This window comes from Brevundimonas sp. UBA7506, assembly GCF_002479495.1.
GTDB lineage: Bacteria > Pseudomonadota > Alphaproteobacteria > Caulobacterales > Caulobacteraceae > Brevundimonas.
Map to the genome: position 1 here is coordinate 471,496 of NZ_DLNQ01000015.1, position 13,207 is coordinate 484,702.

At 65.9% G+C, this 13,207-nt stretch carries 17 protein-coding genes; all 17 read right to left on the bottom strand.

Annotated features, from left to right (window positions below; genetic code table 11):
- Nucleotides 1–26: 26 nt before the first annotated feature.
- The 17 genes from B3K53_RS14895 to B3K53_RS14975 all read right to left on the bottom strand — a co-directional run bounded on the left by B3K53_RS14895 (nt 27) and on the right by B3K53_RS14975 (nt 13,206).
- Entirely contained in the window at nt 27–449 is a 423-nt protein-coding gene (locus B3K53_RS14895; RefSeq protein ID WP_292085321.1) for a DUF3168 domain-containing protein, read from the bottom strand.
- Nucleotides 446–817: an HK97-gp10 family putative phage morphogenesis protein gene (locus B3K53_RS14900; protein ID WP_292085322.1), complete on the bottom strand. Its 372-nt coding sequence runs from the start codon at nt 815–817 to the stop codon at nt 446–448. Before B3K53_RS14900 ends, B3K53_RS14895 begins: the two co-directional genes overlap by 4 nt.
- Nucleotides 817–1,155, bottom strand: coding sequence for a head-tail adaptor protein (locus B3K53_RS14905; RefSeq protein WP_292085323.1), 339 nt, complete (start codon nt 1,153–1,155; stop codon nt 817–819). Before B3K53_RS14905 ends, B3K53_RS14900 begins: the two co-directional genes overlap by 1 nt.
- Nucleotides 1,155–1,472 carry a hypothetical protein gene (locus tag B3K53_RS14910; protein WP_292085324.1) on the bottom strand — a complete coding sequence of 106 codons (318 nt, stop codon included), beginning with the start codon at nt 1,470–1,472 and terminating at the stop codon, nt 1,155–1,157. The genes B3K53_RS14905 and B3K53_RS14910 overlap by 1 nt, the downstream gene beginning before the upstream one ends.
- An 11-nt stretch (nt 1,473–1,483) precedes the next feature.
- Nucleotides 1,484–1,771, bottom strand: a complete 288-nt coding sequence (locus B3K53_RS14915) for a head-tail connector protein (protein ID WP_292085325.1) — start codon at nt 1,769–1,771, stop codon at nt 1,484–1,486.
- Complete coding sequence (locus tag B3K53_RS14920) at nt 1,771–2,541, bottom strand: hypothetical protein (protein ID WP_292085327.1); 771 nt, start codon at nt 2,539–2,541, stop codon at nt 1,771–1,773. The genes B3K53_RS14915 and B3K53_RS14920 overlap by 1 nt, the downstream gene beginning before the upstream one ends.
- Nucleotides 2,534–3,886, bottom strand: coding sequence for a phage portal protein (locus tag B3K53_RS14925; protein ID WP_292085330.1), 1,353 nt, complete (start codon nt 3,884–3,886; stop codon nt 2,534–2,536). The genes B3K53_RS14920 and B3K53_RS14925 overlap by 8 nt, the downstream gene beginning before the upstream one ends.
- A gap of 2 nt (nt 3,887–3,888) precedes the next feature.
- A complete protein-coding gene (locus B3K53_RS14930) occupies nt 3,889–4,176 on the bottom strand; it encodes a hypothetical protein (RefSeq protein ID WP_292085331.1) in 288 nt (95 codons plus the stop codon).
- Nucleotides 4,177–4,237: 61 nt separating this feature from the next.
- Nucleotides 4,238–6,211: a phage major capsid protein gene (locus tag B3K53_RS14935; RefSeq protein ID WP_292085332.1), complete on the bottom strand. Its 1,974-nt coding sequence runs from the start codon at nt 6,209–6,211 to the stop codon at nt 4,238–4,240.
- An 11-nt stretch (nt 6,212–6,222) separates the two neighbouring features.
- Nucleotides 6,223–7,680 carry a terminase large subunit gene (locus B3K53_RS14940; RefSeq protein ID WP_292085334.1) on the bottom strand — a complete coding sequence of 486 codons (1,458 nt, stop codon included), beginning with the start codon at nt 7,678–7,680 and terminating at the stop codon, nt 6,223–6,225.
- 38 nt (nt 7,681–7,718) lie between these two features.
- Nucleotides 7,719–8,132, bottom strand: coding sequence for a P27 family phage terminase small subunit (locus tag B3K53_RS14945; RefSeq protein ID WP_292085335.1), 414 nt, complete (start codon nt 8,130–8,132; stop codon nt 7,719–7,721).
- Between the two features lie 761 nt (nt 8,133–8,893).
- Nucleotides 8,894–9,151, bottom strand: a complete 258-nt coding sequence (locus B3K53_RS14950; protein WP_292085337.1) for a bZIP transcription factor — start codon at nt 9,149–9,151, stop codon at nt 8,894–8,896.
- Nucleotides 9,152–9,159: 8 nt separating this feature from the next.
- Entirely contained in the window at nt 9,160–9,897 is a 738-nt protein-coding gene (locus tag B3K53_RS14955) for a hypothetical protein (RefSeq protein WP_292085338.1), read from the bottom strand.
- Nucleotides 9,894–10,484 carry a hypothetical protein gene (locus B3K53_RS14960; RefSeq protein ID WP_292085339.1) on the bottom strand — a complete coding sequence of 197 codons (591 nt, stop codon included), beginning with the start codon at nt 10,482–10,484 and terminating at the stop codon, nt 9,894–9,896. The genes B3K53_RS14955 and B3K53_RS14960 overlap by 4 nt, the downstream gene beginning before the upstream one ends.
- A gap of 55 nt (nt 10,485–10,539) precedes the next feature.
- On the bottom strand, nt 10,540–11,445 hold the full coding sequence (locus B3K53_RS14965) for a helix-turn-helix domain-containing protein (protein ID WP_292085340.1): 906 nt from the start codon (nt 11,443–11,445) through the stop codon (nt 10,540–10,542).
- Nucleotides 11,442–12,335 carry a helix-turn-helix domain-containing protein gene (locus tag B3K53_RS14970; RefSeq protein ID WP_292085341.1) on the bottom strand — a complete coding sequence of 298 codons (894 nt, stop codon included), beginning with the start codon at nt 12,333–12,335 and terminating at the stop codon, nt 11,442–11,444. Before B3K53_RS14970 ends, B3K53_RS14965 begins: the two co-directional genes overlap by 4 nt.
- A 49-nt stretch (nt 12,336–12,384) precedes the next feature.
- Nucleotides 12,385–13,206 (bottom strand): DUF2303 family protein, encoded by an 822-nt coding sequence (locus tag B3K53_RS14975; RefSeq protein WP_292085342.1) that lies wholly within the window; start codon nt 13,204–13,206, stop codon nt 12,385–12,387.
- Nucleotide 13,207 lies beyond the last annotated feature (1 nt).

Sequence of the window (13,207 nt, forward strand, 5' to 3'; positions counted from 1 at the left end):
GAAGCCGCGCGAGGCGGCGGGGTCTGCTAGGCCGAAGCCGAGGTCAGATAGGTGATCGAGACCGAGCGGTGCGCGGTCAGGACATTCGGGTCGCTGACGGTGCGGTCGAACTGGAACTCCCAGTCATCGACGACATGGCCGGCCAGCGTGAGGGTCTTGGTCAGGGCCTTGCGCACGGCGCCCGCCATGGCCTCGACCTTGGCGGCGCTCTCGGCGTGCGTGGCCTCGCGGGCGAACAGTTCCAGCGTCAGCGTGACCTCTGAGCCTTCGCCGCACTCTGTGTCGTCGCCGGCCACATCGGTCAGCATCAGGCCGTAGGGGAAGGTCGGCGGCATCGGCGCGGCCAGTGGATAGATGCGGACGTTCGAGGGACTGAAGGCCGCCACGGTCGCGGCGTCAGCGCGCAGGTCTGCTTCGGCTGCGGTGCGCAGGGCGGTGGCGATGTTCACTTGATCGCCTCCTGGATGGCCTTCTTGGCGGCTCGGGTCATGCGGGCCTTGAAGCGACGGCGCTTCAGGCGATAGGCGGGCCAGAAGAAGGGACGTGGAGCGGCCTGGCCGTGCCCGAACTCTACCCAGGAGGCGTAGGGCGCCGACCGGCCGCCCGCCGAGATACGGCGGCTGATCCGGGTGCTATCCGACACGTCCTCTTGCTTGATTGTGCCTTTGAGGTCGCCAGCGTCGATGGGCGCAAAGCCCTTTTGGGTCTGCACCAGCTCCTCGGCATTCTTCTGCAGTTGCTCGCGTGCCGCTTTGCGAACAGCGACCGGGATCGCCTTCAACCGATGACGGAGCCGGGCGCGATTGGAGAAGGCCATCAGCCTGTCGCGCCGCCAGAGACGGCGAGGATGTTGCGGAACCCCGCGTCCTTCGCGGGCACGGCTGAGGTGACGTTGTAGGCCTCGCCAGTGCGGGTGTTCACCATCTGCATGGCGGGGTTGATCGTGCGGGCCTGAGTGCTGTCGCGCACCGTCACGCTGACGGGCTGGCGCTTCTCCAGGCGCTGCTGGATGGCGACCTCGGAACCGCGCAGATAGTCGATCTTGGCCCAGACGGTGAAGCCGGGCACGAAGGCGCCGATGGGGTCGCCGTTGGGGTCGAGCGCGCGGGTGTCGAAGCGCACGCGGTCTTTCAGGTCGCCCGCGCCGGTCGCCATCAGGCCTTCGCCTTCGGCAGTGAACCGCCAGCGTTGCCGTCTCGGTCGCCGTCCAGCGACTTGATCTGGGCCGCCGTCAGCGGCTTCTTCTCAGGCACGAAGACTTCGACGCCTTTCTCACCATTTCCAAAGGGACCCGTCGCCGCGCCCCCTTTCGCGCGAACCGGGGCATCGATCTCGACGGCGTCGCCGTCCTTGACCATCCGCTCGCCCCAATCGCGCTTCACGGTCAGTTCCATGTCCTTCTTATAGGCCACAGTGATCCGGCGCTCTTCGGGCGGGGTCCAGTTTCGATCTCGCTCGAAGCGAACGCGCATGGCGGGTCTCCTCAGGCTAAGGCAGGGTCGCGGTCGCGATGGATGAGGTCGCGGACATTCGAGGTCAGCACCTCTTCCCCAGCGTCGCGATTTTCGTAAAGAAATCCGGTCACGAGCAGGATCGCCGCCTTCACGCGAAACGGCACGGTCTCTGCGGTCCAGCCGTGATCGGGCTTCTTCAGGTAGTCGACGATTATGTCCGTCGCCTCGCTGACGAGCTCAGCCACCAGGCTGTCATCATCCGCGAAATCGATGCGCAGACGCCTCTTGGCCTCCTCTGGCGTGACGAGGGCATCCATCAGATTTTCACCGTGCCGGGCTTGGCCTGAGGACCAGCGAAGTCCTTGCCGTCGCGCCCCCGCTTGGCGGCCAGGGTCCACGCCTTGGCGCCCTCGCCAGGCTTGTCCAAGGTGGCGTCGTTGCAGTGCCACAGCGACCCGGCCCAGGTCACCATGTCGCCGTTCTGATAGGCTTCACCTTCGCTGAACACGCCGCGATAGAGCGGAACCGGGAACTCCAGTTCGAAGGTGTTGCGGCGCTCGCCGTGGTCGAAGCTCAGTTCGATCGTTCGCGGGCCGGTGCGCCGGACCTCCATGTCCTCCCAGGACTGGCCGTCTTTACCATCCGCGCCGTCGCGGCCATTGTCACCGTCGCGGGCGATGACTGGTCCAAGCTTGCGGACCTCACCGTTCGTCAGCGTCACATTCAGCTCGCCGGCGCGGTCGATCATCGCGCCAGCCAGGCCGACGCCATCGGCACCATCGCGGCCGTTCGTGCCATCGGCACCATCGCGGCCGTTCTCGCCATCCTTGCCGTCTCGACCGTCTTTGCCACCGATCGGCGGGTTGGCGATCAGATACCGCTCAACCGCCACTGCGATCTGATCATCCGACACAGGATCGGCGTCTTTGCCGTCTGCGCCGTCGCGACCATCGGTGCCGTCTCTACCCGGCGCGGGCTCGCGCGTCTCCAGCTGAGCAAGGCGCCGAAGGAGTGGAGCGGTTGCCGCCTCCACATGCTGCTTCACGATGGGCGCGAGCGCCAGTGCGATGGCCTTGGTGTCAAGCATTCAAGGCCTCCGCCATGTCTTTCTGGAGCAGAGCGACATAGGCGCGTTCCGCTTCGGGGTCGGGTTCGGCAGGCGCCGGCGAGGCCGGAGCCGCGTCGGATGCGGGGTTGAAAGGGTCCGCCTGAGCGTCGCGCTTGGCCAAAGCCTCCAGCGAGAAATTCTGCTGTTGCAGATAAACGGCATCACCGCCCGGAACAGGCTTGAAGCCCAGCTTCTTGCGGCCCTCGTCAGGCTTCATCAGACCGCCCGTGACCGCCTTTTGAAGGGTGTCGATCTGGGTAGCGCTATCCATGCGGAGCAGGTCGTCGAGGTCAAACTCTGTGCCGAACGGTTTGGTCAGCTCCAGGCCTTCATCGAGGCAAAGTTCGACGCTCTCGACGTGGATCTGAAGGCAGTCCGAATAGTACTGCTGATTGAGCGCCTGGACGTTGTTGTAGGTGGGCGAGGGGCCGACGCCGACCTTATAGGCGGGCACGCCGAACACAGAGCAGACCGTCTCAGCCGACCAGCGGAGTTGGTCGATCAGCTGGGAGTCGACGGCCGTAACCGCCATCGCCTGGTAGGACAGGCCGTCGCCCAGAACCGCGACCTTGCCGACGTTGGCGCCGGTGTAGTTGCTATCCCAATGGGCCTTGAGGCGCTGCGCCGTCTCGTCGGAGATGGCTCCAGGTGCGGTCAGGACGCCGCCCGGCTGTGAGCCGTTCTCGAAAAAGCGCGCGCTGTTGTTCTGGATGGCCAGCCCCTGCATCGCAGCGAGGCCGTTGGCGAAGACGGGCGACAGGCCGACCAGCGGGTGGAACAGCGTGTTCCAGCGGTCGTGAATGATCTCCCGTGCAGGGACCACGACCGAGTTTTCCTTCAAGCCGGCCAGGTCGTCCTGCTGAAGTTCGTAGAAGACGGAGCCATCCGGCGCGACCAGCGGCTTTACGCGGTCAGGTGCCAAGACGTACATCGCGACGACGACGCCCCGATTGTCACGCTCCTTGAGAACGTAGGTATTGCCGCGCGAGAGCTTCGACTCCATCCAGTTGGTGTAGAACTGGATGCGGTTCTGGTAGCGGTTCGGCTTGCGGATGACCGGCGAGTAGGCGGCGTTCTCGGTCTCGGACCAGATGCCGTCGTCGGCGCGCACCAGGCGCAGCCGCATTTTAGCGACGTCTGAAGCGATCAGCGCAATGCAGCGAAAGGCGGTCGGGTGCGACAGGACAGAGTCGAGCTTGACCGCTACGTTCTTCTGCCAAGCGCCCGCGAAGGGCTCACGAACGACCGGCCACCAGCCGCCACGGCTCTCTACAGGGGCGAGGGCCTTCTCGCGTCGGCCGACCTCTCGGCCGAAGATCTTCATGATCAGGCCCCAGCGATCTTCGTGCGCAGGGTCGCAGCGTCCCAGCCATTGAAGGCGCGCTTGCCAAATTTGGTCTGATAGGCGCCGCGGAGTGCGACGAGCTCATCCTTCGCCAGGACAGGCGCTGCTTCGCCGGCGCGGGCGTCTTCGGTGGCGTAGCGGGCTTTGCCGATGGCGACCAGCAGGCGCGCGTCGCGGCCCTTGGCGTCGAATGGTTCGTCAGCGACCAGCCGGCGAGTGCCGTATCGCATGGCTTTCTCCGCGAGCAGCGGCGTCTTGCGATCTGCCATTGTCGCCTCCTTCTGGAAAAGGGAAAGGGTGGGGCCAGTCCGAAGACCGGCCCCTTCAGGCTCAGCCGCCGTAGCGGGCGCTGTCGATCCACTGGGCGGCGCCGGCGCGGCGCTTGGTCCAGTTCACGAAGCGCTCGGCGCGGATGCCGATCAGGTTGTGCTGCCACAGGCTGGTCAGCACAGTGGTTGCCGATGCAGGGCTGTCCGGCGCCGAGTCCATCTGGAGCGAGGCTTCGCGGCTCGCGTCCAGCAGGGTCTGTCCGTCGTCCGCCAGCAGGATTTCCGACGCCTTCACCAGGATGATGCGAGCGCCAGCACCGACCAGGGGGTCGCCCGAGCCAGGGTTGGCAGGCACGTTTTCGGACAGGATAACCGGCAGACCGAAGAAGGTGCCGCCCGAAGCGGTCAGGCCGGGGAACTCCGGCTGACCCAGCGGGTTCAGCATCATCGACATGCCCAGCGCCTGGGTGGCCGGCATGATCCAGACTGCGCCCTCGAGGGAGAGGTTGGCAGCGATGAACTTGCCGAACAGGGCTTTCACGTCCGCACGGACGTCGTCAGAGTCGGTGCCCGATGCCGTCACGGCGGCGACGCCGTTGATGATCGAGGCCGGCTTGACGTTGGCGGATCCGGCGTTGGTCGGATCGACGAAGTCGCGGTCCATGGTCTGAACGATGGTGTCGATCAGGTCTTGGCGCACGATGGCTTCAGCCGAAGGGCTGGAGGCGCGCGCCAGTTCGTCGGTGATGACGACGATGCCGGCCAGCTTGGTCATGCCCAGCGTGATCTGGTCGAAGGCCAGACCGCTGACGGGCTTGGGCTTACCCTCGCCAACCCACGACGCCGAGGAACCGGAGGTCTGGCGCGGAACCTTGATGTTGAAGGGCACGCGGCGCAGGCCGTCGATCCGACCGATGATCGTCTGCGGACGCAGAAGCTCCGCGAACTCCGACGTCATGTTCTGGTACTCGACCAGCGGCTTGGCCCACGCCGTGTCGGTCGTGGTGCCGGCGGCTACGGCGGCGCGCAGGACGGTTTCGACCTCGGGGGTCGAGTCTGCCCAGGTTTTGGCGACCTCAGCGGCCTGCATCAGGTTACCCTGAGAGCGAGCCAGCGCCATCGCATAGCGGGTGAAGGCCGTGCCCTTGGGCAGGTTCGCACCCTTGACCTCGACGCGCGCAGGTGCGCGGGCGGCGGCGCCGGTTTCGACGCTGTCGGCCACGATGGCCTTAGCGGATGCCTTGTTGGCGCGCTCCAGCGCATTCAGGCGGCCGATGTGCGCCTCGATCGACTTCACCTCGCTGTCCAGACCGTCATATTCTTGGGTCTGGGCTTCATCGAGGGTTTCGCCGGCGTCTGCGGCCGACTGCATGATCTCGGTCATGCGGGCGGCTTTGGTCTCGCGGGCAGTTTGATAGGCGGTGATCTGTTCCGCCACGGTACGGTTCGCCATGGGAATGCTCCTTGTCTGGCGGTCAGCGACGGCCGGAATGACCTTCGCGGGCTTGCCCGGAGCGCCGGGCGACACGCGCTCTCCAACGCCGCGCGATTGGCCTGACGCGGCCCGCTGTGCGGTGTCGATGGAGCGAATTTGGGTGATGGTGCAGTCCGAGTTTGCCGGGACGGTCACCAACGAAAGCTCGAGGATTTCGCTTTCCAGGAAGCGGACACCGCCGCCCTCCATCAGCGAGTATTCGATGGGCCGGAAGCCGATAGACACGGCGCGCACCAGGCGGGCCTTCACCGACTGCCAAGCCTTATCGACCAGGGCCTTGACCTCGCCTTCCTCGGCGATCTTGGCGATGCGGGCGGTGAAAGGGATGCCCTGGGGTGTCGGCTTGCCGAACTTGACGTGGCCAACTGGTTCCGCGTGGTTGTGCTGCCAGAGCAGGGGCAGTTCCGCGGCGAACCGGGCGCCCATAGGTTCAATTACGTCGCCCATGCGGTCGGTTGAGGGAGTGGTTGCGATGCCCTCAATCAGGCGCTCGTCATCGCTGACGGCCCTGATCTCAAGGACGCTGTAGGCACGATCCATATCGGCCTCCTTCAGAAGATGATCATTTGATACTCAGGCGGTTTCTCATCCGCCGTCCGCTCGCGGGCCTTCAGGCCCATGGCCATCGCCAGCGCCACGGCGCCGTCGATCCGGAACCGCGCTTTCATCTTGTCGAGCTTTCGGCCGCCGGCCGGGTCCATGGTCGCCACCGCGTTCGCCAAGTTCCAGGTCAGCACCGGGTTGCCCGGGTGGATCAGTTCGTCGTGCAGGATGGCCGTCTCAAGGGCGTCGATCGCAGGGGACATGTCCTTGAAGCCCTGGCCCCAAGGGACCAGCCGGAGACCGTCGCCGTCATCGCCATCCTTGTGGGCCTGCAGACCAACGCCGTCGAACTCTCGCAAAAGGTGGTCGATCTGCCAGCGGTCGTAGGCCAGGCCCTTCACGTCGTATTGGCCGAAAAGCTCAGCGATCTTGTTCGCTACCGCCCGAGGGTGGATGGCGCGGCCGGGGACGGCCTCAATCCATTCGTCAACGACCCACTGCCGATAGGCGACACGGTCGCGGCGCTCGTGATCCTCAAGCAGATCTTCCGGCTTCCAGAACCAAGCCTGAACCCGCGATCCGTCCTCAACGCTCACCGCCAAGAGGGCCGTCAGGTCAGTCTTGGCCGACAAGTCCAGCGCCAGATAGATGGCCTCGCCCGGAATGAGCGTCGCCTTGCCTTGCCGCGCCATCCAGTCTGCTCTGCCGATCAAGGTAGAGTGCGGGGCGACTCGCTGATTGAGGTAGAGGTTGCGGAACTTCGGTTCTTCCGCGGGCATCCGTTTGGCCTTGTGGGCCAGGACCGAAAGCTCGTCGTAGGATCGGAAGTCTCCCAGCGCCGGGTTGGCGGCCTTCCAGCCCACCTCGTCCAGCAAGTCGCAATCTTCGTCCGCCGCGTAGAGGTGGCAGACCGTGGTGTCGTCGGCGTCGCTCAGCCCGTCATCGATCAGCTTGGAGAGGATGTGCTCCGGATCGTTCGACTGGGTCGAGATGGTGATGAAAAGCGGCTCTTCGCGAGCGCCCATCGAGGTATCGAGAACGTCATAGAGCTCGCGGCTCTTGGCTTGGGCCAGCTCGTCGAAGATGACCAGCGAGGGGTTTAGGCCGTGCTTCGTGCCGGCCTCGGCCGAGATGGCGCGGTAGATGCTGCCGTTGCCGTAGCAAGCGAGGGTCTTGGTCGAGGCGGTCGGCTTGACGATGGCCGCCAACTCGGGGTCGGCGTCGACCATCTGCTTGGCGACCTTGAAGACCTGGGCGGCCTGTTCGCGGTCGTTCGCGGCCGAGTAGATCTCGCCGTTGGGGATCGCCTCCGGTCCGACTAAATGGACGAGGACCAGAGCGGCGATCAGCGCCGTTTTGCCGTTCTTACGGGCGATGGAGAGGATAGCGCGGCGGACGCGCCTGCGGTTGTTCAGCCCGTGGGGCTCGTAGATGTCGCGGATGAACCGCTTCTGCCAGGGGCGCATCTTGAACGGCCCGCCGGCGCCTTCGCCAGATGGAACCGTCAGTGCTTCGATGAAGGCGATGACGCGGTCTGCCCGAGCAGACCGGCGAATTTGCTTACGGGCTGTTCCGCGCCGGCGCCTTTGAGCGACGCCCGGTCCGCCGGGGTCAGGTACAGCTTGCCGGCGTAGGCCAGCATCACCCGCGCCTGCTCGTTTAGAATCTTGAACCATGGGTTCGGTGCCAGATTCCCTTTTGAGCCCGGCACGATCGGCGCGAAGTCGGGCGCTTGCATCGCGTGGGTCGCGGCCTTGTGCCAGGCCCAGGCGGTGGCAAAGGCGGCGAGGGCGTAGCTGTCAGGGGCGGACAGGCGCTTGGTCGCGAAGGACCGGATGATGTGCTCGGCGCAGGCCTGCGCGTCGTCGTGAAGATGCTCGGGAACGAAGGGTGCGCCCTCGGGCACGAACACGTCCACGGGGATGGGCCGCTTCCCCGGATTCCCGTCTAGCCGGCGCTCGTCCGGAGACTTACGTGGTCGTGCCATGTGAAAAACTTTCGGATTTCGCGGCGTCATGCGTTCGACTTGGGGGCCGGTCTCGGAGGCAAAAGGCTCCAGACTTTGAAATGCCCCCCCTGGGGCACCCAGTCACCTCGGTTGGTTGGCCGGATGCCTTGGATCGGTCGGCCACCCAGAGGCGTCGGCCTCGGCCGTGTAGCCCGCGCTCTCTGCCTTCTGTTCTCCGCCGTCATGGCAGGGCGTGCAGAGGCTGGAGAAGGGGCCGGCGAAGAAGCCTTCCTCTGTGGCCTTGGCGGCCTTGTCGAGGTGGTTGCAGACGGTAGCGGGTGTGACGCGACCTCTGGCCTGGCAGGCACGGCAGAGAGGCTCGGTTTGTAGCTGCGTGGCTCTAGTCCGCTTCCATCGGGCTGTGCGGTAGAGGGCGCGGTAGGCCTCGGCTTCAGCGCTGCGGTAGTCGGGTCGCCTGGCCATGGTGATTGGCCCCAAGTGTTCCGGCCTTCCCGGCAATGAACAGCCCGCGCTGCCCGCACCCCGGTTGCTTTCTCAGCTCTAAGGTCCGTTGTGTTTGCCCTGCTGCGCTTGGGAGCCAGACCAGGGGGAATAGGGTGCGGGGGTTGTGGGGGTAAAAGAAAAGGCCCGCCGGTTTCCCGTGGGCCTGTTCCGGGCGCGCGAAGCGCCGTTAGGGATTTGTCGCCTGATTTGCGCGCAAACGCAATAGCTCAGTATTGAGTGACGGCGCGTCTCTCAAGGTCGTCCAGTTCGCCCTTCAGGTGCTGCACCTGCTGTTCGAGATCCTGAACCTTCATCTCTAGATCCTGACCATCAGACTGAGCGTCAGCCGCCTCGGCTTGGGCCGTCTCAGCCGCCGCCTTTGCTTCTTCCGCGATGGCAAGCGCGTCGCCCGCGATGGCCTCAGCATCGCTTTCCATTGCTGGCGAGCAGCCTGCAAGGCAGGCTCCCACCAGCGCGATGATCACAAGTCGCCTCATGCCGCTTCCCCCATGCGCGGCGCCATCTTGAACGCCACAGACGCCATGTCCAGAGCCAGGCGAAGCTCTACCTCGACGGCGGCGGCCCTGCGATCATCATTCCCTGCCAACTGGCGAGGTGTGGCACCGCGACCGCAGATAGCTTCCAGCAGGCCAGCGAGGCGGTCAGATCCCGTCGCCCGAGCTATGTGGGCGTGAACTGCGGCCAGCACCTGTCGCTGAGCATGCCGCAGCTCGGCGGCTGCCATGACCTGCTGGACGGTCAGGTCACCACCGCCGGCGTTGTCATTGGCGCTCGTCGAAAGGCCGTCTCGGTGCGCCGAGGCATGCAGAGCGGCGTAGCGGTCACCCGTCGCGATCTGGACGGCCGACAGCCGGGCGGGCTTGCGGCTGGTCAGCCATTGCCAGCCGTCGCGGGCGCGGACAGCGCCAACTTCGAACGTCTCCACGCCGCGCTCGGCCAGCAGCTCGTCCTGCTGGCGGCTTGCCTGCGCGAGTTCGCTCTCCGCCGCCTTCCGCCTCAGGCCATCAAGCGTGTCGTCGATCTCGTCCAGCAACGTCTTCGCCATGGCGAACTGCATCAGTCGCAGGCGGTTCTCGACGTTGGCGATCTTGGGCAGGAGGTTGCAGCCTGGAGTGGCCTCTACCCGCCCGCGGACCAGCGCCGCACGATCGGTCAGGCGCCGACGCTCCAGGGCGATGGACTGCGCGGCCGTGGCCTTGATCGTCGTCATGCTGCTTCTCCGTACTGGTAGGGTTCGCGGTCGATGGGCGGGATGACCTTGCGAGCCTCCAGCTTGGCGCGCATCTCCGCGCTCATGTGGCTGCCAGCGGGCAGGGGAGCGGCCGGGGTCGGCTTCATCGCCTGCTTGCGGGCGGCAGCAGCCTTAGCCGTCGGCGTCTCGGCCAAGGCCTTCAGCGTCTCAGCGACCATGGCCTTCACGGCCTCAGGCGACGGGCGCTCCTCCACCACCGGCTTGGGCTCTGCTGCCTTCTGGCTGGCGACCACCGCCGAGCGAGCGCGGTTGTAAGCCCGGTTGAAGCGACCAGCCCACGGCACGGCCTTGGCCAGTTCCGCCAGACGGCCGGGCTTCGGAAGGAACTCCGACTTCGGATCGCGGACGTGCGCCGCCATGCCGGCCTCGATCATCGCCGGGGGCAGACCGTCCAGGGCGTCGAAGTAGTCCGCCCAGAACGCCGCCGCCTCGCCCTCGGTGCGCTTGGCCTGCGGATAGGTCGGGAACCGCGACCCGATGATGGTGCGGATCTCGTCCGGGGTGGCGGGGCGCTGGGCGGCGGCGCGCAGCGCTGGCATGGCCATGGTCGCCTCGCTCCGCAGCAGGTCGCTCTTCGCGATGACCTCGATGGCCTTCGCGTCAGAGGTTTCGTCGAGCAGCCAGCAGCTCAGCGCCCGGCTCAACGCCGGACCAGTGGCGGTCGTAGTTGTCGAGGACGGCGACGTGGCGATCGGTGCGGCGGACATCGGAAGGGGCTGCATGGCGGGCCTCAGGAATGTTCAGGGCTTGGCGGTTGTCGGCGATGGACTGGGCGATGGCGGGGGCGAAGAACTTCCACGACGAGATCGGGCGGCGGGCTTTCCGGGCGAGGGCGGTGACCACCGGCACCACGTCGTGTTCCCAGCTCGCCCCGTCTCGGCGCCAGGCGTGGAGTTGGCCGTTGGTCTGGCAGAGGCCGGGCTGCTTCACCCAGTCGAGGTAGGGGGACGCGGCGAGGTCGCAGAGCATGGCGGCATGGTCGGGGGCTTTCCCCTCGGGCCAATCGCAGACCACCGCCTCGACGACCTGAACCACCGGGACCGGATCGTTCGCCGGCTCGCGCGCAGCAACAGCATCTTCCTCTAACGGTTCCTCTAACGGTTCAAACGAAGTGAGCCCCGACACAGTGTCGGGTAGGTTTGGACAGGATGTCTGTTTGGTTTGGACAGGGTGTCTGTTAGGCGAGCGCCTACCCGACTTATTGTCGGTTTGGTCGTTCTCCCTCCGTTCAGGGTGTTTCGGCCCCTTCGAGATGATCAGGTCCGACGTCCGCGAACCGTCCTTCCGGTGGCGCCGTTCACGCTCGATCCAGCCCGCCTTTTCGAAGGCCGCCAGGGCGCGCTCGACCGTCTTGATCGAGCAGCAGGCCTGTTCCGAGATGGTCTCCTGACCCACGAACGTCGTGCCGTCAGGCCCCACATAGTTGGCCACGACCAGCAGCACGGCCTTCTCGGTCGCCGTCGCGCACGTCTGCTCCAGCGCCCATGTGATGGCCTGTACGCTCATGCCGCGTCCTTCAGGACCTGGGCGCGGTCAGTCATGGCCTTCGAGAAGGCTGCTCGGGCATCCTCCACCCGACTGTTCGACGCAGGCCGCGCCAGTTCCGTCGACAGCTTCCTCAACGCGTCGACATAGATGCCGCGCGCAACCAACTCTTCCAGTCGGGCGACGCCGCTGACGATGGTCGTATGGTCAAAGCCGCCGAGAACCCGGGCGATCTCAGGATAGCTGGTGCGGTCGCAGTACTTCTTAATCAGCCATGCGGCGATCCAGCGGGCATGGACACGGTGTCGCTCGCTGGACCGTCGGCACATGGCCTCCAGGGTCATACCGCATGTCTCGGCGGTCAGGGTCACGACCTGCAGGGGCGTCGGTCGGGGGCCGACAGGAGCCGGGAACGTCAGCGCGGACGAGGAGGGCGTGGCCAGTCGCACGAAGGGCAAGCCGGGGGCTGCGGGCTTCTCGGGCTTGGGCTTCGCCGGATGCTTTACCGCGTGCTTCTCCCGGCGCCGCTTGTTGAGGGCCAGGCGGTTGCGCTCGACCGCCAGCGCGCGCTGATGGGCGAGCTGCTGGTCGGCTTCCTCGATAGAGCAGCCGACCTTTATCGCCAGCAGCGTGGGGTTGTTGCCTGCGCGATAATAGACGCGGGCTGTCTCCAGATGATCAGGCGCCCAGTTGAAGGCCTTGGGCTGAGCGCGCGTGTAGGCCTCGACCTCGGCGGCGCGCTCGATGTCCGACTGCGGCCGGCCCATCATTTTCGCGATGGACTGCCAGCCCCGGCCCTTGGCGCGATGGGCGCTGATATAGGCCAGATCGGCAGGCGTCAGCCCCCGACGCGACGTCGTGGTGAAGCCGTTCAGACCGGCCGAGCTGTATCGATTGGTTGCTACTGTCATCGGGAGACGCGCCCCCGCGCAGGTTCGATTATGGCGGGGGCGCTGTTCATCAGCCGGCCGTTCCGAAGACGACGGGACGCTGGGTACGCGACCCTGCTTCCGTCACGACTTCCTTGAATACGGCCTGACGGACGTGTTCGGCGCGGTGCAGTTTGATGCCGAGCTGCAGCGACGTTTCGACCAGGTTCCAGCGAAGGAAGGCGAACACCTTCACCGTCGGACCACCGAAGTAGACAGGCAGTGCCAGTTGGAACTTCGACGGGACCTCGACGCCGCCCGACTTGGTCGTGGCCGTGGTTTCGTCGGTGTACTCGAAGTTCTCGCAGTCGGTGTTGGTGCGCACCGCCTTGCGGAAGTCCACCTTCCGCTTGGCTTGCAGATCGCGGCAGACCTCCAGCAGGTCGGCCCCGGTCGGGGCGACGATGTCGACCGCGTTCTCTTCGAGGAAGCGGGCGAAGGTCAGCTGATCCATCATCTTGCCGTCGACCGCCGTCCAGGTCTTCCACTCCTCCGAGAAGGGCAGGACCATCGTGGCCTTGTGTTCCACATGGGCCGAGGCGGCAGGGGCGTGATAGTCGATCAGAGCCGCGATGCTGGACGCGCGGATATCGGCGAACAGGATCGTGTCGTCGGTCTTGAACCGGTCCACGTAGTCGACGAGGGAGTCGACAGTCTGCAGCGTGACCGCCTGGCGAATGCGGACGGGCTTCAGGGCGTCCAGATCGTTCTGGTTCGTGACGTCCTTCACCGTGATGTCGGTCGGCGTCAGGACAAAGGTGCGGCCGCCGGCTGTGACGACCTCGGGGCCAGCCTTCGCTTGGACCGCCAAGGCGGCGACGACTTCGGCTTCAGTGTTGGGGGTGTCGGTCAAG

What these genes read in the sequence shown, in the direction of transcription:
- B3K53_RS14935 (WP_292085332.1), bottom strand. Translation starts at nt 6,211, where the DNA reads ATGGATCGTGCCTACAGCGTCCTTGAGATCAGGGCCGTCAGCGATGAC.
- B3K53_RS14905 (WP_292085323.1), bottom strand. Translation starts at nt 1,155, where the DNA reads ATGGCGACCGGCGCGGGCGACCTGAAAGACCGCGTGCGCTTCGACACC.
- B3K53_RS14955 (WP_292085338.1), bottom strand. Translation starts at nt 9,897, where the DNA reads ATGACGACGATCAAGGCCACGGCCGCGCAGTCCATCGCCCTGGAGCGT.
- B3K53_RS14970 (WP_292085341.1), bottom strand. Translation starts at nt 12,335, where the DNA reads ATGACAGTAGCAACCAATCGATACAGCTCGGCCGGTCTGAACGGCTTC.
- B3K53_RS14900 (WP_292085322.1), bottom strand. Translation starts at nt 817, where the DNA reads ATGGCCTTCTCCAATCGCGCCCGGCTCCGTCATCGGTTGAAGGCGATC.
- B3K53_RS14930 (WP_292085331.1), bottom strand. Translation starts at nt 4,176, where the DNA reads ATGGCAGATCGCAAGACGCCGCTGCTCGCGGAGAAAGCCATGCGATAC.
- B3K53_RS14940 (WP_292085334.1), bottom strand. Translation starts at nt 7,680, where the DNA reads ATGCGCCCCTGGCAGAAGCGGTTCATCCGCGACATCTACGAGCCCCAC.
- B3K53_RS14910 (WP_292085324.1), bottom strand. Translation starts at nt 1,472, where the DNA reads ATGCGCGTTCGCTTCGAGCGAGATCGAAACTGGACCCCGCCCGAAGAG.
- B3K53_RS14965 (WP_292085340.1), bottom strand. Translation starts at nt 11,445, where the DNA reads ATGAGCGTACAGGCCATCACATGGGCGCTGGAGCAGACGTGCGCGACG.
- B3K53_RS14925 (WP_292085330.1), bottom strand. Translation starts at nt 3,886, where the DNA reads ATGAAGATCTTCGGCCGAGAGGTCGGCCGACGCGAGAAGGCCCTCGCC.
- B3K53_RS14920 (WP_292085327.1), bottom strand. Translation starts at nt 2,541, where the DNA reads ATGCTTGACACCAAGGCCATCGCACTGGCGCTCGCGCCCATCGTGAAG.
- B3K53_RS14915 (WP_292085325.1), bottom strand. Translation starts at nt 1,771, where the DNA reads ATGGATGCCCTCGTCACGCCAGAGGAGGCCAAGAGGCGTCTGCGCATC.
- B3K53_RS14960 (WP_292085339.1), bottom strand. Translation starts at nt 10,484, where the DNA reads ATGGCCATGCCAGCGCTGCGCGCCGCCGCCCAGCGCCCCGCCACCCCG.